At 40.6% G+C, this 22185-nt stretch carries 19 protein-coding genes and 2 pseudogenes; 11 read left to right on the plus strand and 10 right to left on the minus strand.

Annotated elements, in window-relative coordinates:
• Positions 1–100: 100 nt before the first annotated feature.
• Positions 101–1090, plus strand: coding sequence for a lysophospholipid acyltransferase family protein (locus AC4CU3_RS02290; RefSeq protein ID WP_279043699.1), 990 nt, complete (start codon positions 101–103; stop codon positions 1088–1090).
• Here AC4CU3_RS02290 and AC4CU3_RS02295 read toward each other — a convergent pair.
• The 3 genes from AC4CU3_RS02295 to AC4CU3_RS02305 all read right to left on the minus strand — a co-directional run bounded on the left by AC4CU3_RS02295 (position 990) and on the right by AC4CU3_RS02305 (position 5474).
• Positions 990–3461, minus strand: a complete 2472-nt coding sequence (locus AC4CU3_RS02295) for a DNA internalization-related competence protein ComEC/Rec2 (RefSeq protein ID WP_490737973.1) — start codon at positions 3459–3461, stop codon at positions 990–992. The two genes, AC4CU3_RS02290 and AC4CU3_RS02295, sit on opposite strands and share 101 nt — an antisense overlap.
• 101 nt (positions 3462–3562) lie before the next feature.
• Complete coding sequence (gene lolD, locus AC4CU3_RS02300) at positions 3563–4246, minus strand: lipoprotein-releasing ABC transporter ATP-binding protein LolD (protein ID WP_279043701.1); 684 nt, start codon at positions 4244–4246, stop codon at positions 3563–3565.
• Entirely contained in the window at positions 4239–5474 is a 1236-nt protein-coding gene (locus tag AC4CU3_RS02305) for a lipoprotein-releasing ABC transporter permease subunit (RefSeq protein ID WP_004693914.1), read from the minus strand. The genes lolD and AC4CU3_RS02305 overlap by 8 nt, the downstream gene beginning before the upstream one ends.
• Before the next feature lie 24 nt (positions 5475–5498).
• Here AC4CU3_RS02305 and AC4CU3_RS02310 point away from each other — a divergent pair, with 24 nt between their 5' ends.
• Positions 5499–6068, plus strand: coding sequence for a PilZ domain-containing protein (locus AC4CU3_RS02310; protein ID WP_004980648.1), 570 nt, complete (start codon positions 5499–5501; stop codon positions 6066–6068).
• 16 nt (positions 6069–6084) lie between these two features.
• Here AC4CU3_RS02310 and AC4CU3_RS02315 read toward each other — a convergent pair whose 3' ends face one another.
• Both AC4CU3_RS02315 and AC4CU3_RS02320 read right to left on the minus strand, forming a co-directional pair.
• A complete protein-coding gene (locus tag AC4CU3_RS02315; RefSeq protein ID WP_279043702.1) occupies positions 6085–6996 on the minus strand; it encodes an EamA family transporter in 912 nt (303 codons plus the stop codon).
• A gap of 13 nt (positions 6997–7009) precedes the next feature.
• A complete protein-coding gene (locus AC4CU3_RS02320; RefSeq protein ID WP_004693920.1) occupies positions 7010–7480 on the minus strand; it encodes a YaiI/YqxD family protein in 471 nt (156 codons plus the stop codon).
• Positions 7481–7745: 265 nt separating this feature from the next.
• Between AC4CU3_RS02320 and AC4CU3_RS02325 the strand changes: the two genes are divergently transcribed.
• Positions 7746–8678, plus strand: coding sequence for a hypothetical protein (locus AC4CU3_RS02325; protein ID WP_125281472.1), 933 nt, complete (start codon positions 7746–7748; stop codon positions 8676–8678).
• 421 nt (positions 8679–9099) lie between these two features.
• Positions 9100–9240 carry a hypothetical protein gene (locus AC4CU3_RS02330; protein WP_004693924.1) on the plus strand — a complete coding sequence of 47 codons (141 nt, stop codon included), beginning with the start codon at positions 9100–9102 and terminating at the stop codon, positions 9238–9240.
• A gap of 313 nt (positions 9241–9553) precedes the next feature.
• Here the strand turns inward: AC4CU3_RS02330 and sthA are convergent, their stop codons facing one another.
• A complete protein-coding gene (gene sthA / locus AC4CU3_RS02335; RefSeq protein ID WP_004693926.1) occupies positions 9554–10969 on the minus strand; it encodes a Si-specific NAD(P)(+) transhydrogenase in 1416 nt (471 codons plus the stop codon).
• A gap of 208 nt (positions 10970–11177) precedes the next feature.
• Between sthA and lipA the strand changes: the two genes are divergently transcribed.
• Positions 11178–12191, plus strand: coding sequence for a lipoyl synthase (lipA, locus tag AC4CU3_RS02340; protein WP_279043703.1), 1014 nt, complete (start codon positions 11178–11180; stop codon positions 12189–12191).
• Positions 12192–12257: 66 nt separating this feature from the next.
• Here the strand turns inward: lipA and AC4CU3_RS02345 are convergent.
• Positions 12258–13148: pseudogene (locus tag AC4CU3_RS02345) on the minus strand (IS4 family transposase); the annotation flags it as partial.
• A 72-nt stretch (positions 13149–13220) separates the two neighbouring features.
• Between AC4CU3_RS02345 and AC4CU3_RS02350 the strand changes: the two are divergent.
• Positions 13221–14311, plus strand: a protein-coding gene (locus tag AC4CU3_RS02350; RefSeq protein ID WP_155115347.1) for an IS4-like element ISAba33 family transposase whose coding sequence is annotated in 2 segments (ribosomal slippage) — positions 13221–13761 and positions 13761–14311 — 1092 coding nt in all. Because the reading frame shifts where the segments join, the coding sequence is not laid out codon by codon here.
• A gap of 2 nt (positions 14312–14313) precedes the next feature.
• Here AC4CU3_RS02350 and AC4CU3_RS02355 read toward each other — a convergent pair.
• A pseudogene (locus AC4CU3_RS02355) lies at positions 14314–14751 on the minus strand (transposase domain-containing protein); the annotation flags it as partial.
• 319 nt (positions 14752–15070) lie between these two features.
• Here AC4CU3_RS02355 and AC4CU3_RS02360 point away from each other — a divergent pair.
• The gene (locus tag AC4CU3_RS02360; RefSeq protein ID WP_279044174.1) at positions 15071–17545 is read left to right on the plus strand and encodes an acyl-CoA dehydrogenase; all 2475 of its coding nucleotides are present in this window, start codon (positions 15071–15073) and stop codon (positions 17543–17545) included.
• 97 nt (positions 17546–17642) lie between these two features.
• On the opposite strand, the gene AC4CU3_RS02365 is transcribed toward AC4CU3_RS02360, so the two are convergent.
• Entirely contained in the window at positions 17643–17903 is a 261-nt protein-coding gene (locus AC4CU3_RS02365) for a hypothetical protein (protein ID WP_004980661.1), read from the minus strand.
• A gap of 273 nt (positions 17904–18176) precedes the next feature.
• Here AC4CU3_RS02365 and AC4CU3_RS02370 point away from each other — a divergent pair, with 273 nt between their 5' ends.
• The 4 genes from AC4CU3_RS02370 (at position 18177) to AC4CU3_RS02385 (ending at position 21195) form a co-directional block, all read left to right on the plus strand.
• Positions 18177–18527 (plus strand): hypothetical protein, encoded by a 351-nt coding sequence (locus tag AC4CU3_RS02370; RefSeq protein WP_279044176.1) that lies wholly within the window; start codon positions 18177–18179, stop codon positions 18525–18527.
• A 7-nt stretch (positions 18528–18534) separates the two neighbouring features.
• A complete protein-coding gene (locus tag AC4CU3_RS02375; protein ID WP_279044177.1) occupies positions 18535–20262 on the plus strand; it encodes a PepSY-associated TM helix domain-containing protein in 1728 nt (575 codons plus the stop codon).
• A complete protein-coding gene (locus AC4CU3_RS02380) occupies positions 20259–20597 on the plus strand; it encodes a DUF3325 domain-containing protein (RefSeq protein WP_078426794.1) in 339 nt (112 codons plus the stop codon). Before AC4CU3_RS02375 ends, AC4CU3_RS02380 begins: the two co-directional genes overlap by 4 nt.
• A gap of 79 nt (positions 20598–20676) precedes the next feature.
• Positions 20677–21195, plus strand: coding sequence for a tetratricopeptide repeat protein (locus AC4CU3_RS02385; protein WP_164836575.1), 519 nt, complete (start codon positions 20677–20679; stop codon positions 21193–21195).
• 35 nt (positions 21196–21230) lie between these two features.
• Here the strand turns inward: AC4CU3_RS02385 and AC4CU3_RS02390 are convergent, their stop codons facing one another.
• Positions 21231–22181, minus strand: coding sequence for a DUF4424 family protein (locus tag AC4CU3_RS02390; protein ID WP_126036005.1), 951 nt, complete (start codon positions 22179–22181; stop codon positions 21231–21233).
• Between the last annotated feature and the right edge of the window lie 4 nt (positions 22182–22185).

A 22185-nucleotide genomic window follows, 5' to 3' on the forward strand; every position in this document is an offset into this window, starting at 1 on the left:
CCCTCATTATATACACTGATTTATACAAAACTGTCGAAACCGTTCATTTTGGCCTATAATATTTTTTGTTTTTACCCACATGTACCATTGACTCTAAAGAATGACTAAAGCACAAGAGCAAAACTCGACCTATCGTTTACTGCGTTTTGTAAGCAAACAACCTATTAAACTTGCACGTTTTTTTGCTAAGGGGTTAGCAGGTTTAGTCAATCTTTTAAAAATCAGTAAAAACAATGATGCCCTCAGACTCAACTTAAAAATTGCACTGCCAGAGCTCAGTGATGAACAACGTGAAGTAATCGCAAGAAAAACAGTGCGTAATGAACTAACCACCTATTTTGAGTTTTTTAGTATCTGGGGTTCAAGCAATCAGAAAAATATTGAACGCGTCCAAAAAGTACATGGCGAACATTTGCTACATCAGGCGCTTGCCGCTCAGAAAGGTTTAGTCTTAATCGTACCTCATTTTGGGACTTGGGAAATTATGAATAGTTATGTTGCCCAATTTACTGAAATGACCATTATGTATAAACCGGTCAAGGACCCCGGTGCTGACTTATTTGTTCGTGAGGCACGCAGCCGTGAAGGTGCTCATCTTGTTCCTACCGATGAATCTGGGGTGCGCCAAATTTTTAAGGCACTCAAACAAGGGGGGACGACCGTAATTCTACCCGATCATACCCCAAAACAAGGCGGTGAAATGATTCCTTATTTTGGCTTTCCTTTAGCTTCAAGCAACCTGAGCGCCAAACTGATTCAAAAAACCAAAGCTAAGGCTCTATTACTTTATGCTATTCGTAATGATAATGGCTTTGATATGTACATTGAAGAAATGAGCGAAACTATTTATCAAGGTACTGCCAATGATGGCACTTTCGTCATTCACCAAGCTATTGAAGATCTGATTCATCGTCACCCAGAGCATTATCACTGGACCTATAAGCGCTTTAAAGCCAATCCTGAGCTTCGAACACTGTATAACCTTCCTTTTAATGAGGCTGTGACGCGTTTAGAGCAACTGCGTATGGAACAACAGATTCATTCGACTGCAACCACTGTCGAGTCTGACGTTGTGTCGTCAGTTCAATAAACCCTGTAGGCTGCGCAATAAAACCAATACTACCTTGCTTTGCTGTTGTTAAGAGTGGGATGTTTAAAGCTTTCAAACGGGCTTGCGTTACTGCACTTGGATGCCCATAGCGGTTATTGAACCCTGCTGAGGCAATTGCTAATTTCGGTTGATAATGTTTTAAAAATGCATAGGCTGAACTATGTCGACTGCCATGATGGCCCAAGACCAATACATCAACTTTTAAGTCTGGATAATCCTGTAATAATTGAAACTCGGTTTGCCAGCCTGCATCCCCCATAATCAGAAAATACTGATAAGGCTGTACATCCTTCACCTGTATATAGACCACACAAGATAGCTCATTTTGCTGATATGGCACTTGTGCCAATTGATTGGCTTTCGGTGACAAAATTTTGATTTCCACTTGTTCTGACCAGTGCCAGATCTGACCTTGTTGACAATAGTTAAAGTTTGACGTAGTTGCCACATCCAATTGCTGATTAGAGTAAACTTGATTGATCGACAACTCATTTTTTAATGTGGCATAGCTTCCACTATGATCTTGATCCAAATGTGTAAGTATCAGCTGATCTAATTGGCTCACGCCTTGCTTCGATAAAAATGGCTGAATAATCTGCTTAGCAACGCTAAACTTCGATTCATCATAGGAGCCACCAACATCAATCATGGCATGCTGTTGCCCATGTTGCATATACACCGCTTGTCCCTGACCGACATCCAAGACGATCAACTCAAAAGGACTGCTTTGGCTACTGAACCCCAACAAAGGAATCAAACCTAGCACGAGCCATGATTTTGGTAGACTCGGTTTGGGCATAAAAACAATGATTAAGAGCACAATCAGTAAAATGACTTGCCAAGTATTGAGAGCAATCGGGTACAACTTAATCGGTAGTAGCACATCCAGCACATTGAGTATGCCCAATAAAAATACCAGCACCCAATCTGCCAACTGAAACAAAAGGCTGCTCAGCGGTTCAAAAAGATAAAAAGTAAATGCTGCCAAAACCTCCAGTGGTACAACCAGTAAACTGATCAGTGGAATAGCGACAAGGTTACTGATTGGGCTCACCCATGAGACTTGCTTGAAGAAAATAATCACCAAAGGCATCAAAGCCACAAATATTTTCCACTGCGACTCAACCAAAAGTTTTAGGCTAAAAACGAGTTTTTTCTGCCAAGACTGCGGGCGAGTCAAATCGAGCCGAATCGTGGTTTGATAAATGCGTAAAAGCACAAAGCACGCACCATAGGACAACCAAAAGGCAGCTGATAGATTTGAAAAAGGATCAAACAGTAAAAGGAGGGATGCACTCAATAAGAGTAACGTCAAAGCTGAAATTTTCTGCCTGAGCCAAATCAACACACTTAAACAGAAACAACTGAGTAAAGTACGAAGTGCAGGAATCTCAAAACCGACAAAGGCACAATACAGCAATACGCAGCAACAAAATGGCAATAACAATGCATAAGGTCGTGGGATTTTTAGAAAAATCTGTGGCCAATAACGATTTAGCACCTTTTGTAACAGCCAACACAGCATCACGGCAAAGATCAGCACATGTGGCCCAGAAATCGCTAATAAATGGCTAATGCCAAAGCGTTGAAAAAGTGCTGTCATCTCCTTATCTAAGAAACTTTCATCCCCAGTCAGGAGCGCTAGAATTAGACCCTTATGACTTAAAGGCTGGTTATAAATAAAATAACGAATATTTAATCGCTGTTGTTCTATACCCAGTTGAATTTTATTGAGTATGCCCTGCTGTTTTCTTAAATAATTAGTATAGCCTAATGCAGAAATTTCTGATTCAGACAAGGGTTGTATGTGCTTGAGTTTAAAACCCGACATAAGATTACGTTGCAGATACCACTGCTCAACATCGAATACACCTTGCACCGAATAACTATGTGCAGGACGTATTTCCCCTGTCAGTCGGTAGTATTTCCCAAGTTCCAAGACCTCTTGCTCATCCGAGATCCTTTTTTGAAAACTCAACCACTGCACTGGTTGCACATGTCGGTTCAAGACCTGTATTTCTTGCTGAATGGTCTCAGCACCCAGTTGGTTAATTTTTGCGATATAAACAATAATTTCAGCATCTTCAACTTTTGTTTCTTTATAAGCTAGACGCTGCTGCAAAGCCGATTGTGCATAATGATATCCCGCAGTTAAAAAAAACATGGAATAAATCAGTCCGCATATAAACTGCAAAATAAGGGCGTGTTTGTGCTTAAAGAGAAAAAACTGTAACGGCAAAAGTACGCTGACCAAAATCAGCGCTGGATAAAAAAGGTGATTTAGAATGGGGACGTTCTGCCCCATCAATGCAATTCCTACAATCCAAGCAGCAGCATATAAAAACTTCATTCTTTTATTCAGTTATTTTTTTTATTGGCGCCATAATAAAGCCCACCGAAGTGGGCTTCAATAAATAGTGGCTTTATCTCATATTTTTATCGGCTCTCAGCCTAGTCATTGACCCAAAGACCATCTTGCATATGCAAAATAGAATCGGCGGACTGAGCCAGTTGTTCATCATGTGTCACGATCAACATCGCCATATTGAACTCTTGACGTAAATCCATCAGCAGCTCAAAAATTTTGCTTGCTGTTTTCCGATCTAAGTTGCCTGTCGGTTCATCCGCCATCATTAATGCTGGCTTGGCCACCAATGCACGCGCTAATGCAACACGTTGACGTTCCCCACCCGAGAGCTCACCCGGTTTATGGGTTAAACGATGCATCAATCCGACACGTTCGAGTAAATATTCGGCTTGCTTTTGTACATCTTTAAAGTTAGTACCTTGACGTAACATCAGTGGCATTGCCACATTTTCCAAAGCGGTAAACTCAGGCAACAGATGATGGAACTGGTAAACAAAACCTAAGTGTTGATTACGTAAATAACCACGTTCAGCTTCATTTAAACTGTCAAAACGACTACCCTGCAAAAAAACCTGCCCAGAACTCGGACGGTCTAAACCGCCCAAGACATGCAACAAAGTACTTTTTCCCGAACCACTCGACCCCACAATCGAAACGAATTCACCAGCTTTGACTTGTAGAGAGAGGCCTTTAATCACCTCAACGGTCGACTTACCATCGGTAAAATGTTTTTCAATATTTTGTGCTTCTAAAACAATTTTACTCATAACGTAATGCCTCCGCGGGTTGGATTTTTGCAGCACGCATTGCAGGATAAATTGTTGCAAGGAAACTTAAAATTAAAGACAGGGACACAATGGTTAATACATCTTGCCATCTTAAATACGATGGTAAGTAATTGATAAAGTAGGCATCAAACAGATGAAGTCCCATCACATTGTTTAACCAACCTACAAAACCACTAATTCCAGAGGCGAAAACAATGCCGAGAATCGCGCCCGATACCGTACCAATTACACCAATAATCGTGCCCTGAACCATAAAAATACGGGTAATAGTTGCGGGTGAGGCACCAAGGGTACGTAATATCGCAATATCCGATTTTTTATCGGTCACAACCATCACCAAGGATGACACAATATTAAATGCAGCCACCAAGACAATCAGGAAGAGTAATAAGCTCACCATAGCCTTTTCCATTTGGATCGCACTAAACAAATTGCCATGAGTATAGGTCCAATTCGAAGCATAAAAACCGCTTGGCAGATCCATCACAATTTCATCAGCTACTTTAGGTGCTGCAAAAATATCATCCAATTTCAAGCGAATGCCTTGTGCACCATCAGGTAGACGTAACAAAGTTGATGCATCATTTAAGGCAATGTAGCCCATCATCGAATCGACCTCAGCACCAATGCTGAAAATGCCCACAATTTTGAAACGTTTAAAACGCGGCACTACACCCGCAGGTGAAGGTGTTGCCTCCGGTAAAACCAAAGTCACACTATCATTTAAACCTAAACCTAAGGCATCGGTCATTTGTTTGCCTAAAACAATACCAAACTCACCTTTTTTTAAGTTATCAATACCGCCTTCAACCATGTGGTCTTGGATAATCGAAACCTTTTTTTCATATTGAGGTTCGATCCCCGTGACCATAATTCCAGCCACTTGGCCTTGTGCCGTAAGCATCCCCTGCAATTGAGTAAACGGTGCTACGCCTGTGACGTGTTCCTTTGTCTCAATTTTTTTTGCAAGTTCAGGCCAATCTGTTAAAATTTGTGTTGAAGAAACAGTGGCTTGAGGTATCATTCCAAGTACACGTGTTTTCAACTCTCGGTCGAAACCATTCATTACAGATAAGACTGTAATAAGTACAGCCACACCCAGTGTTAGACCGATCATCGAAACCAGTGCAATAAAAGAAATAAAGTGGTTGCTACGCCGTGCGCGAGTATATCTCAACCCTATATACAGCGAGATTGGTTTAAACATACCATCTAGTCCGAGGTCATAATTATGGAAAATTTACAGCATCAAAACGTTCAAGCAGAACGTCGTGTGATGTCACGAATCGATGCGGCCTTGAGAATTAACTATCAGATCATTTCTGATGATGTTGCCCTGAATGACCCTTACGATCCTAATTTTGTTTTACCGCGCTATTTTCTACTACTCGCAGAATTAGATCAATTTGATCATGCACTAAACTACGAATTAGAACAATTATCTGAAAAAGATCAACAAATTGCTCGAATCTTATCCCTATTTAACCAGAAATTAAACCTGATCACGGGGTCTTTGTACGACACAATTGTACAAACCATGTTACCTACACCTGAACATGTGAACTTTTCAGAAAGTGGTTTGAGCTTTTATAGCGAAAAACAAATTCAAGATGGTACTTATATACACTTAACCTTGAGCCACCCTGAAAACTTCTTCCATATTGCAGCGATTGCACAAGTGGTGTACAGCAATGAAGAGGAAAATGGCAAGTGCCGTACGGGAGCATACTTTATTACCTTGCACCCGCAAGATCGTGTCAAATTGGCCGACTGTATTTCTTTGACGGTCGAAGATCATTAAAAGCCAGAATCTTGGACTAGTTTTGGCTTTTTAACTTTTGGGCAAGTTTCCGACTTGCCTGAAGATCTTTATAAAAGTAAACGAATAAACCTGACAGTAAAACCACTGCACCCAAAATCACCATCATCGAAAGTTTTTCTTGATTCAGCACCGCACCTATAAATAAAGCAATCATTGGTGTCATAACGGTAGTCAGCGATAAAGTCGTGGGTTGAATTTTCTGCACCAATTTAAAATAACAGAACATCGCAATCAATGACGCCATGATGACCGTATATAGCAGCGCCAAACAAGTTTTCAAATCGGGAATTTGCTGCGGTGCATGCTGCCAAATAAATGGCACAATACAGATAGCTGCTAATGTCGACACCAAAATTGAACCTGTCGCTTGTGCAACGGGTTCAATATTCGCATTGACTTTTTTCACCCAGAAAATAGAGGCTGCATAAGAAAAGACACTAAGTAACATCAGCCCAATCCCAAACGGATGGACATGCTGTGCTGTACCTGCAAGGCAAATGATGGCAAGTCCCAGCAGTGCAATACACATCCCAAACCACTGCATCGCACTCAAATAGGTCTTAAAGTAAAAACGTCCGATCAGTCCTGCCATAATCGGTGCCAAACCAAACATCAAGGCAATCATGCCTGAACTAATATAGTTAGTGGCAACATAGGTAAAAAACTGGGAACCAATCAAGCTAAAAGAACCAGCCAAATAACTATGCCAAGCGACTTTATCGGTTGGGAAATGTAGTTTTAAAACCAATAACAAACAAATCGCCAAAGGCAACGCGATGAAAAAACGTAATACCAACGCCCACAGCATATGTAAATCGGTCACACTCCACACAATCGCTAAAGGCGTTGTGGACCAAATAAAAACCAATAATCCATAGGTTGCCATCAGATTGGCTTTAGAAGACATAATCAGCTCGATGCTAAATGGCAGTTTTGCGTTTTTGCTTTTGAATGGTTTGGTCTAAAGAACTAGAAAATTCGCGTTTATCACGCTCAGAAATAGGCGGTGGCCCACCCGTGTTTACACCTGCGCCACGTAATGAATCCATAAAATCACGTAAATGTAGGCGGGCTTTGACATTAGCGGTAGTATAGATTTCACCACGTGGGTGAATTGCGATTCCACCCTTTTCAATCACCTGTGCTGCCAGCGGAATGTCTTGTGTCATCACAATATCATTCTCTTTCATGCGTTCGATGATTTCTTTATCCGCGGCATCCGCCCCACTCATCACTTGAATCGAATTAATACGAACGGAAGGCGTAATCCCGACATTTTGATTGGCCACAAAGGTCACTTCAAGCTGATAACGATCTGAAGCACGTAAAATCACTTCACGTAAAATTTTAGGCAATGCATCTGCATCGACCCAGAGTTTAAATGGCAGCACTGCACATCCATAAACAAAAGAAACTGCCTTAGTCTAACAAACTCAGTGCTTGAGCATAATAGATAAAACCGCTCAAAATTCCTATACAAAGTTTGCTTGATACTTTTTAAGTATCAGAAGGAAATGCTTTTACTATTTTGTCTGTCAAATAAAGTAAGGCTTTAGTCTTTTTTGATGATTTTCCAGTAAAAATAAAATATAGCACTTGAAATATAGAAATAACCCTCGATTTAATAGGGATATATAACCTCATTCAATCGTGCATATGAACAATCAAAATAGTCCAGAAATAATCACCATTGATGACCAAAACTTTGGTAGCCACGTCGAGCATTGGAATTTACTCACCGATAACCCTGCACAAGATGTCCCTAAATGGTTAGGTTTAGCTTTAAATGCACCAATCATGCCGATGGGTTTATGCCAGACTGAACAAGATATGGATGCGGGTTGTTGGCTCATTCAAGGTCCAAGTCAAGCGGCTGTTCAACTGACTCAAGTCATCGCGGTTGAAGACAATAAACCCAAGGCTGTTAAAACTGCATTTCCAAGTTTTAATAGCCCCTATAAAGTGTCTGCTGTAGTTGAACGCATCATTCGCGGTCAATCCAACACACAAGCCGTTTTACGTTTAAACTTAGGCAATAACAGCATTGTCTACGCTTATGACAGCTTATATAGCGTCAATCATGCTCAATACCAAAAAGACCAAACCTATATTGCACATCTCAACGCATGGGCATATGAACTAGAAGCAGTCGCAGAGCACGAGCAACTAGTGGTTGATGACCCTGCATCGATTAAACATCATCGTGCCTTGAACGATATTTTGGCAGCAAACAATGGCATTGCTCCTGCAAACCTACAAGAACAGATTGATGCATGGGAACCAAAGTCGGATGATGACAAAGAACCTGTGACTGTCGATTTTTCAAAAATGGTCGCTTATTTGTATGGCGAAAAGATCGGTCAGGAAGATGAAGCATGGTTCCAAGGGAATATTGTGGGCAAAACCAGCATGCAATTTATGGAACAAGACTACACTCTGCTTGATGTTGCCTTGATTCATGAGGACAACCAACCTGCAACACTGATTCGTATTGCCACTAAAAATCCAGAGTACGCCAACTTTAATATTGGACAATACATTCGCGGCAATATTTGGATTCAAGCCAATATTTATGCATTAAATCAATAATTTATAAAAATAAGCCAACCCAGCCTATGCCAGATCGATGTATAAGGTTGCGTTGGCTTTTTTATTTATATCAGTACGATTTATTTTAATTTGAATTCATTTGTATAAAACTTATCCACATATTTTATTATCTCTTGCTATTTTAAATTCATTTAAAAGAACTTTTATCCACAGTTTTAAATTCAATTATATTATTTTAACGATGAATAATAAAATCCTAAGTTCTATGACTTTCAGATAGTTAGTTATTGGTAGCTACTGGCTTCTGGATTAACAGAGCATAAACTTGAATATTTAAGTGATTATGTATAGTGGAGATCTGATTATTTTTAATTAGTACTTTATTTAAGCAATTTTTTATGTTAAAAATACAAACGTGCAATAGGATTTTAACGATAATTAAATCGGAATAAAAACTTCCATGAAAATTATGCAAGAAGAAAATATACAGCATGTTGAACATCAATTAGAAAAGCGTTATCAGCTTGACGCTTATTCGTGCATGTTTTTTGTGTTAGGCATGATGATTTCTGCCTACTTCTTACATCAGTTCATCCTGTAACTGATTTCACGTCGCAGCCTAATTCAAAAAAGCCAACTTTGTTGGTTTTTTTATGTCTAAAAATATCTGCTACGCCGTATCACTGGATCATTCTTTCCATGTTCTACGCTAAGAAACATGGCACCCACAAAATTACTTGCCTGTCATAAGCAAAGTTGCTCCCTCCCCCCTTACTTGTCACACTCACCTACCACCGCACAAATCGTTAAAAAGTTTTAGGCATTTAGATATGCCTACACTTACAAAATAGCAATTTTACGTATAAAAAAACCTGCAAGTCTAAACTTACAGGCCTCTGAAAATACTATAAAAATTAGAATAAACGATTCATACCATTTAAGGTCGCTACACGATATGCTTCAGCCATCGTCGGATAGTTAAACGTCGTTTCTACGAAATAATTGATGGTATTGTTTGGACTATTCATCACCGCCTGACCAATGTGAATAATTTCCGATGCGTTATTACCGAAGCAATGAACACCCAGCACTTCCAAAGTTTCACGGTGGAATAAAATTTTCAATTCACCCACTGTGTCACCTGTAATTTGCGCACGCGCCAAATGACGGAAAGAAGCCTGACCCACTTCATACGGAATTTTTTCTTCGGTTAACTCTTGTTCAGTTTTACCAATCGAAGAAATTTCTGGAATGGTATAAATTCCTGTCGGAATATCAACCACAGGTTCTACACCCACTTCACCGCTCATATTTGCACCTGCGCAACGACCTTGGTCATATGCAGCAGAAGCCAGTGAAGGCCAACCAATCACATCACCCGCAGCGTAAATATTTTCCACTTCGGTTTGGTATTGATCATTGACTGTAATTTGACCACGGCTGTTTGGCGTAATACCCACATTTTCTAAGCCTAAGCCATCCGTATTTCCTGAGCGACCATTACACCACAAAATAGCATCTGCTTTAATTTTCTTACCACTTTGCAAATGTAGCACCACGTGATCATCATAGGTTTCAAGATGATCAATCTGCTCATTATGGCGAATCAAAACACCTTGTTGACGTAAGTGATAAGACAAAGCATCAGAAATTTCATCGTCTAGATAACTCAACAATTTGTGCTGTGTATTAATCAAGTCAACTTTATGATCGAGTCCAATGAAAATAGACGCATATTCACAGCCAATCACACCCGCACCATAAATGATGATTTTTTGGATCGAATAATCAAGGTCTAAAATTTTGTCCGAATCGAATACACGCGGATGATTAAAATCAAGCGCCGCAGGACGGTATGGACGGCTACCCGTTGCAATCACGATTTGTTTGCACATGATCGTTTCTTTGATGCCTTCAGGGCTAAATACTAAAACTGTATTTTGGTCTTGAACGTAAGCACGACCATGGTAAATATCAATTTTATTGCGGTCATAAAAACGTGAGTGTGTATCAACCTGTTGTTGAATCACTTTATGTGCATTTTGAAGCACTTGCTTCATTGTAAACTGACGCCAGTCGCCCATTTTTTTAAACATTGGGTCACGGCGATAACGGATAATACTCGATACCGTTTGACGTAAAGCTTTACTTGGAATGGTCCCCACGTGGGTACAGTTACCACCGAGCTGCTCACGCACATCCACAATCGCAACACGCTTTCCAGATTTGGCAAGTTTCATTGCCGCGCCTTCACCCGCAGGGCCTGAACCTAGAACGACCGCATCGTACTTAACGAAAGTTCCACCAACGACCTCTTTTTTACGTGGCATTCAACGCTCCTTCTTTAAAAACTTATTACTTATCTTGGGCATATTATGACGTAATTGCAGGCAATTTGCTGTATTTAGCTTACATATATTAAGTGATAACCACATTTAGTAAATGAATAGTATTTCCGCCCTATCAATTCGCATTTCCGCTATACTAATACTGCTATTTTTAGCATCTCCCCCGTCAAAAACAGTGGAATAGTTGAATATGTCTGAAAACCGTAAACCTGAGCAGGGTATCAAACTTCGTGGCGCAGAAAAGGTCGCGCGTATACCTGTAAAAGTTATTCCTACGGTTGAAACGCCACGCAAGCCAGATTGGATTCGCGTGAAAATGGCAGCACCCGAAGAAGTGCAACGCATTAAATCAACCCTACGTGAACAAAAACTACATACCGTTTGTGAAGAAGCTGCGTGTCCAAACCTACCTGAATGTTTTGGTGGCGGTACTGCAACCTTTATGATTATGGGTGACATTTGTACACGTCGTTGTCCTTTCTGCGACGTGGCACATGGCCGTCCAAATGCACTTGACGCAGACGAACCTCGTCACATGGCTGAAACGATTTCAAACTTAGGTTTAAAATATGCCGTGATCACCTCTGTAGACCGCGATGACTTACTTGATGGTGGTGCACAGCACTTTGTTGACTGTATTAAAGAAGCACGTGCATTAAGCCGGAATACTTTACTTGAGATTTTAGTACCTGACTTCCGTGGTCGTATGGACATTGCGCTTCGCATTATGACCGAGTGTCCACCTGATGTGTTTAACCACAACATTGAAACTGTGCCGCGTTTATACAAAGCGATGCGTCCGGGTTCAGACTACCAACACTCTTTAAATCTATTGAAAATGTTTAAAGAATATTGCCCTGACGTTCCAACCAAATGTGGTTTGATGGTCGGTATTGGTGAAACTGAAGAAGAAGTCATTTCACTTTTAGATGATTTGCATGCACACGGCGTTGACTATGTAACAATTGGCCAGTATTTACAGCCTTCTAAAGAGCATGCGCCGATTGACCGCTTCGTTACACCAGAAGAATTTGAACGCTACACTGCGCATGGTCAAAAGCTGGGCTTTAGAAATATTTGGGCAGCGCCGATGGTTCGTTCAAGCTACTTCGCTGACCGCCAATACTATGGTGAACCTGTACCAGCAGTACGTCGCAAAGCAGATCCTGCGAAAAAGATTGCTGTTCAAACAATTGAAGCTTAATTTGCTGTGGTGTTAAACAGTTAAAACGCAAAAATTAAAAGCCCTCATATGAGTAATGCCAGTCAGTTAAGAAATTGACTGGCATTTTCTTGGATATTTTTGTGCTTTAATTTTCACTACTCGCGGACATTGCCTTTGCCTTTTTTCAGGTAATACAAATATTTTAGATTGTTCAAATAATTGCGCTAAATGTTTGGGTAGGTTTCCTGCTGATTCTAAAGGTGTGTGCCTTAAGATATTGATAATACTCATAGATGCAACATGGAAACTGATCCTTAAAGGACTCACCTTTGCATGTTCAGCGATAAACCTCATCTGTCTTCTTAAGATATTATATGCAATAAATACCCCCCACAATTCTTGATAGACCAAATCAGGTTGTTTGCTTCTTAAAATCCTTGCATCCTGTAAATCACTTTTAATTTCCCGATAACACATTTCTATTTCCCAACGCTGGATATAAAGCATTGCAAGGTCTTTGAATGGATAAACTTTAGAATCTGTTAATGATGTAATGTAACGTCTTATTTTTCCTGCATATTCAACTTCAATTAAACGTGCTTCCCAATAGTCACCCAATGACGGATTTATCTTTTTTGCTCTTGCTGAAACAGGCATTTTGATCTGAAAGTCATGGGCCGCATTATGATGAATCACTTCATAACGCAGGTTGTCCTTTGCTCGCATCAACCAATGACTCTCTTCTGCCTGAGATTGCCAGCTCACTAAAAAATCAGCAGAGAAGTAAGCACGATCAAATAGGGTAATACTGCGAACTGGTGCTTTTAATTGACTGGCTAAGGTTAATTCACCTTGATCCATACTGCCCATTTGGGCATCAATCATTTCATGGGTATTGGTATTCACCAGGCAAGTCGCTCTAACTTGTGGGTAAGGTGCAGCTGCTGTTTTGCCTTTGGATGAACCAAAGTGCTTAAAGTTTTCTTCTGTATGAGGCCTTTGTACACGACAAAAAAAGATAACTCATTGAAATAATGGCATAATACTTGTTTTCTGAAGACGAATATGATGACACATTTCAATGAGTTATATCTCATCTTAAACAAATATCTAAAGTGGAACAAGTCACATGCAAAATGTTTTACACTGATTATGCTTGCATTAATTGTAAAACAGACATGTAATCTTTCTTCTGCATCTAAAGCCTTACCCATCAAGTGCTTACCACAATCATTTTATCGACGTATACAACGCTTCTTTGCAGGTCAGTATTTCGATTATCGTCAAATTTCTCAGTTAATTTTCAATATATTTTCATTTGATAAAGTCCAATTAACTTTGGATAGAACTAATTGGAAATGGGGAAAACGAGATATCAATATCTTGATGTTAGCCATCGTCTATCGTGGAATAGCGATACCTATTGTTTGGACATTGCTCAATAAACGTGGAAATTCAGATACAAAAGAGCGTATTGCTTTGATTCAACGCTTTATCTCCATTTTTGGTAAAGATCGTATTGTGAATGTGTTTGCAGACAGAGAATTTATCGGTGAGAAATGGTTTACATGGTTAATTGAAAATGACATTAACTTCTGTATACGTGTTAAAAAAACTTTATTGTGACCAATCACTTAGCCAAGAATCATAAAATTAGTGATTTATTTCGTCATCTTCAAGTTGGTCAAACTGAATGTCGTAAACGACGTATTTGGGTTGGTCGAGTGAAACTGTATATTAGTGCGCTACGATTAGAAGATGGAGAACTTTTACTTGTTGTTTCTCCTATGTTTAATGCTTCTGCTATTCGTGATTATGCATTACGCTGGGAAATCGAAACGTTATTTAGTTGTCTCAAAGGACGTGGATTCAATCTTGAAAATACTCGTTTAACAGACCCTAGACGAGTCAAGAAATTGATAGCAGTGCTAGCTATGGGTTTCTGTTGGTGCTATTTAACAGGTGAATGGCAACATGATCGGAAAAAAGCGATAAAAATAAAGAAGCATGGACGACTTTCAGTAAGTTTATTTCGCTACGGTTTGGACTATGTTCAAATGGCTATTCTACGTTTGATTGGTTTTGGAAAAAAAGAAGAATTTAAGAAAGTGCTAGCAATTTTAAGAAAGAAAAAGCCTGATAGGACAAGGGTCCTATGAAATTTGTCGTGTACAGAGGTATGAGGCATAGACCAAACCACACCATCTACAGCACAAACGCATAGACCGTGAAAGTTGCTATATTGTTGTTGTGAGTCTTTAAACCATGCCTGACTTAATGTCGAAAATAAAGCACTCATGGGTTCTAAGCCTAAGCGTTGTCTTGCTTGTACGGATGCACTCGGTACACAGTATTCTGCCGTACCGAAAACAAGTTGCAATTGTTGAACCACATACCAAATCGGTTGATTTCGAAATAGAGCAAGTCCGATTACCAGCCAAACAACATGTTCAGCAGGCAGTTTTCTTTTTCGAATTGATGCTTTACCTGTTTGGTCTAAGCAATCTTCAATCCAGTTTAAATCAATCAATTCACTGAATTGTGAAAGTGAAGGTAAGGTTTGTTTTAATGTTAAATCTAGATTCTGAGATAAATTCATAAAAAAAGAGCGTATTTACATACGCTCTTTTTACAGCATTTTAACTTTTTTTGCTTAACTGACTGGCATTACTCATATGAGGGCTTTTTTTATTACGATCTTCGTTCTTTATATTTTTCAATTACGTATTCATACATTTCTAACACAGTCATTGTTCAATAAACACCCTAATCTAATTCAAAGTCTAAAATAATCGTGATGCTACACATCACATCAAATTCATTTTATTACACCTTTTTAGTCTACGTTTTGCCTTATTTTCCGTGGAATTCTATAAAACGTATGACTCACCTCACGGTGTAAACAACGGGAGGTTTCAATGGGTTTCATTTTCGCCATTCTGTTTTTAATCTGTATCCTCTGGGCTATTTTTTATTTTGAACTCAGTCGCTTAATGGCAACTGCAATCATTATTTTTGCATCCCTCTTCGCTGCTATTTTTATCAGTCCGTGGTCATTACTTCTAGGTCTGCCCTTAATTATTCTCAGCCTGATTGTGGTTATTGATCCATTACGAAAGTCTTTAATCACTCAACCTGCCTATAAAGCTTTAGCCAAAGCAATGCCGAGTATGAGCAGTACCGAACGTGAAGCATTGGATGCAGGCACCAGTTGGTGGGAAAAAGAATTATTTATGGGCGCGCCTGACTGGAAAAAATTTGATGGTTATGTCTACCCAACTCTGTCTGCTGAAGAGCAATCCTTCTTAGATCATGAAGTTGAACACCTTTGTGGTTTACTGAATGAATGGGAAATTCATCATCACTTAAAAGATCTTCCTGTTGAAGCGTGGCAATACATCAAAGAACAAGGCTTTTTAGGTTTAATTATTCCCAAAGAATACGGCGGTCGTGCTTTTAGCTCCTTTGCACAAAGCCGCATCATGAGCAAAATTTCTTCACGTTCACTGACCACTGCAGTCAGTTGTATGGTGCCCAACTCGCTAGGGCCAGGTGAATTACTTTTACATTATGGAACTGAAGAACAAAAACAACGCTACCTACCAGGACTCGCCAAAGGTAAAGAAATCCCCTGCTTTGGTTTAACCAGTCCTGAGGCTGGTTCAGACGCGGGTGCAATACCGGATACAGGCGTGGTCTGCTATGGTGTGTTTGAAGGCCAAGAAGTACTCGGTTTACGTATGAACTTTTCAAAACGCTGGATTACACTGGCGCCTATTGCGACTGTGATTGGTCTCGCTTTTAAACTCTATGACCCTGATGGACTATTAGGCGATGCAAGCAAAACTGAATATGGCATCACCTGCGCCTTATTACCGGCCAGTCATGACGGTGTCCAAGTCGGTGCGCGACATAATCCTGGTTCACCCTTTATGAATGGCACGGTCGATGGACAAGATGTTTTTATCCCACTCGATTGGATTATTGGTGGGGTGGAAAATGCAGGTAAAGGTTGGCGCATGCTGATGGAATGCTTAGCTGTAGGTCGTGGGATTTCACTGCCAGCGCTCTCCACTGCTTCAGCCGAAATGGCCTATTTAAGTGTCGGTGCTTTTGCCAAAGTCCGCCAACAATTTAAAATTTCTGTAGGACATTTTGAAGGCGTGCAAGAGGCCACCAGTGATATTGCCAGTGGTACATATATGCTCGAAGCTTTCCGCTATATGGTCACTTGTGGTTTAAACGAAGGCGGCAAGCCCGCAGTGATGACAGCCATGGCCAAATACTATGCCACCGAAACCATGCGTAAAATTGTCAATCATGGGATGGATGTCGTTGGCGGACGGGCAGTACAAATGGGGCCGCGCAATTTTTTAGCATTGAATTATCAAGCCATCCCCATTTCGATTACTGTTGAAGGGGCCAATATTTTAAGCCGTTCTTTAATGATCTTTGGTCAAGGCTCTATGCGCTGTCATCCTTATTTATATGAAGAGCTGCAACTCCTTCAAGCAGAAGATACAAAAACCGCTTTAGAGCCTTTCGACACGCTACTTTTTAAACATTTGGCTTATACCTTTAACCGAACAGCACGTTCACTCAGTTATGGCATGTTCGGTGGTCCTTCAGATGCTTCCGCACAGACAGATGATTTCTCACGTCCTTTTTACAAAACCATTAACCGTTTCAGTGCCAACTTCGCTTTAACCGCAGACCTTTGTTTAGGCTTACTTGCAGGTGATATTAAGCGCAAAGAAATGCTTTCAGGGCGTTTAGCCGACATTCATGCTTATTTATTTATCGCGACTGCTATTTTGAAGTTTTATGAAAAAGGACAACGTAGTGAGGTGGAACAACAACATGCTCAACTGGCTTTAGAAAAAGCATTTGTGCAAATTCAGGATGCATTTGATGGTCTGTTTGCAAACTTTCCTAGGCGAGCCGCAGCTTGCGTAGTCAAGTTCATCTGTTTCCCTTTTGGTCGTGTTGCCCAGCAACCAAGTGACCAGCTAAAAACGCAATTAGGACTTGCTATCATGGAAAATAACCCGTTCCGTGAACAACTGAAGCAGCATGTTTTTTACAATACCGATCCCGATGATGTCTTTGGGCGTATGGAAAATGCGTTCCAAGCAGCATTAAAGATTGATCCGCTGTGGACGAAGTTTAAAAAAGCAGAGTCCAAAGGACAATTTAGAGGCTTAGATTTTGAATCACATATTCAACATGCGCTTGAAACAGGATTCATCAGCTCTGAGGAAGTGGATCAGTTGCTTCATTACAACACTCAACGCTTCGATAGTATGCTCACCGATATTTTCGACCATGAGCTTGAACAGACACTAGATTTAAAGAATTCCTATCATACAAAAGCTTCCGATATTCAACCATAACCCTCTCATCGGTTTTCGAAACTCCTAAAAGATAAAAGTCCGTTTACGGGCTTTTATTTTATCCACACAATATAAACCAAGACAACAAAGCGAAGTTTTAAATCCAATACACGTTTAAACGATAGTAGAACTCTTCCACTTCCAAACGGACTTGATATCCCAGTTGGGTAAGTTCTGCTGAAAGATGACGAATATCTTCTAGGGGTAAATGTTTTGGCAGAACTGTAAATACCGCAGTATTTCCCTGTTTCGCACTCTCCTCAATTAGTGAGGCTAAACGTAATTTATAGACTTCAATATCTAAATACGCTTGGTTTGACATAATTTTTGCCTGTTCGGCATTAATAAAAGCAGCCATCTTTTCCTCCAAATTCGCCCAAGTATTGACTATGAAACTAACGCAGATCAAAACAGCGTATAACGTGATTTGGTAACACTGTGTAGCCATCCCTTAAAGAAATAACAATAAGAATCAAATCTATTTAAAAAGGCAGCGACTACAATCCAAGTTTTTCTGTTCACCAAACTCACTTAGCGTTACAGAAAAAATAAATAAAGTTACCATCTATTTTATTTAAATAATAATTGTTATCATTTGCAATATTGTTTACTAATACACCAACTCTCTTCCATGAATAGCACCACTCAAATTGATGCCTTGGTTCATTCGGAAAAAGTCCGTCCGAAGCCTGCCAAAAAGAAGAAAGTCGACACACCACTTAGCTACCGTCTGATGGTGTTGTATCGATTTGCACTTGCCTTGCTTGGAGGTTATCTCCTTGCTGCACTCTCTGCATTAACCATTGCTAAAGTCTTTATTGCAAATCCTGTGAATGCGGCCATGAGCGCCACACTCATTTCATTTTGTCTTAACTGTGCTGCCTTTATTTGGGTCTTTATGGTTCAAAAAACCTTAAAAGCAACGCTCGGTATTGCTGTGCCATGTATTGCACTGTATGCCCTACTCAAATTTTTAGGATAGTTTTTAAATGCGTGTTGATCAAAAAGCGGAAGGACCGCGCCAATCCATGTCATGGTTGCATACATGGGCCAGTCTCATTTTAGGGTGGCTGCTGTATGCAATTTTTGTGACTGGAACCCTGAGTTTTTTCCAAAATGAAATTTCCACTTGGATGAAGCCAGAAACACATCAATCTATCCCTGCGCAGTCTCAAGTGCAACAAATGCAGGTCGCGCTTAACTATTTACAGAAAAACCACCCTGATGCAGGCAGCTGGAACATTCAACTGCCCAACTCACGCAAAACTACAACTGAAGTGACTATTCGTGCCGTTGGTGAAGACCCGAAAGCACGTCGCGGTGGAACACGCCTCACCTTAGACAGTGCGACTGGCGAAGTAATTGAACCACGAGATACGCGTGGTGGTGGGTTCCTGTACCGTTTCCATTTTGAATTGTACGGTTTACCCCGTCTGTGGACACGTTGGTTGGTCGGGATTGCCACCATGTTCATGTTGGTCGCAATTGTTAGCGGCATCATTACCCATAAAAAAATCTTTAAAGATTTCTTTACCTTTCGCTCTGGCAAAGGTCAACGCTCATGGCTAGATGCACACAACGCAACCGCTGTTTTTGCGCTGCCTTTTCATCTAATGATTACCTTTAGTGGCCTACTACTGCTCATGTTTATGTTCATGCCTTGGGGAATTAACCAAGCGTATGAAAATCGACAACAGTTTTTACGTGACCAACAGGCCAGCATGATTGAACAGCCCCCAAAAGCTGAAGATGTGCAGCGCGAAAGTCGAAGTCAACGCGAAGGTGAAAGAGCGGATCGTGGAGAGCGCGGACAGCAACGCGGTGAACATGCTCAAGGTCGTGGTGAGGAACGGCCACAAACCGAACTCCGCCCTGCCCCACTGACAGACTTAGCCCCAATTATGGCAGCGGTACAACAACAGTGGAAAGACAATCCAATTGCTTCGATTAGCATTATTTCACCCAATACAGACCAAGCCAAAATTGAGTTACGTGCCTTGCGTGCTGAAAGCGTCGCGCATCGCAATGTATATGCAACCATCAACTACAATGGGGTCACGGGTCAAGATGAAACGGATAAAAATATACGGATAAAAAACCCATCTATTCCAAGTGGCATCTATAACGTGGTCACCGTCTTACACGAAGCTCGCGGCGTCGATTTGGCTCTTCGTTGGTTGCTATTCTGTTCGGGTATTTTAGGTACGCTCATGGTCGCTACAGGTCTGATTCTTTGGTGTGTAAAACGTGCTCCCCAACAGCAGAAACAAGGCTATAAATCATTTGGTTTCCGACTGGTTGAAGTCCTGAATATTGCGGCCATTATTGGTTTGCCTTTGGCCTGCGCGGCATATTTTTATGCCAACCGTTTCATTCCTGCAGATGTAGAAATGCGTCTAAACTGGGAGATCCGTAGCTTCTTTACCGTATGGTTACTCACTTTGATATATGCCACTTTCCGTACCCACCGCCAAGCATGGTTAGACTTACTTTTATTGGCAACACTCGCTTTCGCCCTGCTGCCAGTGGTCAACTTGATGACAGGTGGTCAAGCTTTGTGGAACAGCGTTGGGCAGGGTCAGTGGATGATTGCATCGGTTGATTTAGCCATGTGGGTAATGGCAGTGATTTTCTATTTCGCTTATGACAAAGTTAAAAAACATCAAGGTTTGCCGAATAAAAAAGTGAAAGTACCTGTTCAGGAGGCCGAAGCATGATTTGGTTTCTGATCATTTGGACTTTAGCAACCTTAGGTTTTTTTGCACTTGCCAGCAGTATGTCTAAGCACCAAAAGCAAATCTTTGCTAAAGAACTAACACTTCAGCAAACACGCTTAGCAACCACTGTGGGTTGGTTCCTGTTAATTGTTTCTTTGCTCATTTGCTTAACACAAGGACATTGGAGTACCGAAATCAGTTATTGGATTGGCGTAATTAGCTTCGCTGCACTGTTTGTTGGACTTTGTTTAAGTTATTTTGAGCAAAAAATTAAGAATATCGCTGTTTCAGTTTTACTCTTATTTATATTCAGCCTAACTTTGCACCTGATCTGAGCCTAAAAGCCAATCTTCGGATTGGCTTTTTCACTTGAAAGCATTAGGCTATCCACAGTTTAAATCTTTGGTTATTTGTATGCCTAAATCTCCTAAAATTCCTGCTGAATTGGTCAATCTTGCAACAACAGGTAATAGTGACGCTCAATTTGAACTTGCTGAACTGTATATGCAAAGTGAAAATGAAGATGACATTACGCTTGCAGAAGAATGGGCGCTTAAAGCAGCAGCATTGGGTCATGTAGAAGCCATGTATTGGCTGGGTGAAGGTTATGCTTTTTATGCCAAAGAACTTCGCGAAGAAGATCCAAACGAAGCAGAAACCTACTTTGGACATGCACATCACTGGTTAAAACAAGCGGCTGAACTAAAACACCCTACTGCAATATTAGAGTTGGCTGGTTTTTACCGTCGGGGCGATGTGGTTGAAAAGGATGTCGCTAAGTCAATTGAACTGGTACAACAAGCAGCGGAACTGGGTGAGGCTCAAGCCATGCGTGATTTGGCTTTCATTTATGAAAATGCACTAGGTGTCGATGCCGATGAAGCAAAAGCCAAATACTGGCACGACAAAGCAGATGCCGCAGAGCAAGAATAAGTAAAAAGCCCATCCTTTGATGGGCTTTTTACTACTTAAAACCTACGCACAAAAATAATATCTAAATCCTGCTTCGGCACAAAATTCTTTTCTGTCATTTGAAATTGTGTCGAACTGATCTTTTTCACCTGACCCTTCCAACAAAATGAAACCAGCTCATTCGGGTCACGCTCAATGGTCAGCTTAAAGCTTTGAATTGGTTTCGCCCAATTTGCACCCGTTTTTAAGATATAGCCCAAGGCTTGATAAGGTGCATATTGCGACTTGGCCTTTTTCAAACCCGCTTTGAAGTTTTGATCTATACAATAGGTTTTTTCATCCTCTTCAGGATATAAAGAGACCGAACCACCAACCAATGGCATGTATTCATGTTGTACATGGGTCAACGCATTGGCCTTAAACTTCTGCTGCCAACTATAAATGATTTGCGATTCCCAATAAATTTCATCATCCGCCTGATAGGGTTTTAAAAGCTGCTGCACTGTTTTGTCCTGACAACGATACAAACGCTGATTAAGCGTAGAGTCTTGTTGCAATAACCACGGATACATCAAATCTCGATCTGAAAAACCACATTTTTTCAAACCTGCAGTCACATCGACGACGTCGCCATTGGAATTGAAGTCACCACCTGCCGTTAAAGCGGGTAAAAATGCACGCACATGCGTTTCTGGCTGAATCTTTTGTACATTGGCTTGTACTTTAAAGCTTTGAATCAATTGTTCGGTATGCGCAAAATCACTTTCACGCGAACTGCCCACACGCGGCAAAGGAAATAAAACAGTTTCAGTAATATCTTGAGCGGTAAGATTTTTAAATTGGTAATTCACCCGAATGATATTTTTACTGATAAACAAATCTTCACTTTGCATACTGATTTTTGGATTTTTCAGATATTGCACACCGCCCGTTGCCACAAAACCCGTGCTGTCATTAGCACTGATCTGCATAGAGATGAACACGCATAGTCCGAGGATCTTTTTCATTTAA

The organism is Acinetobacter sp. 802_lipA (genome assembly GCF_058242885.1).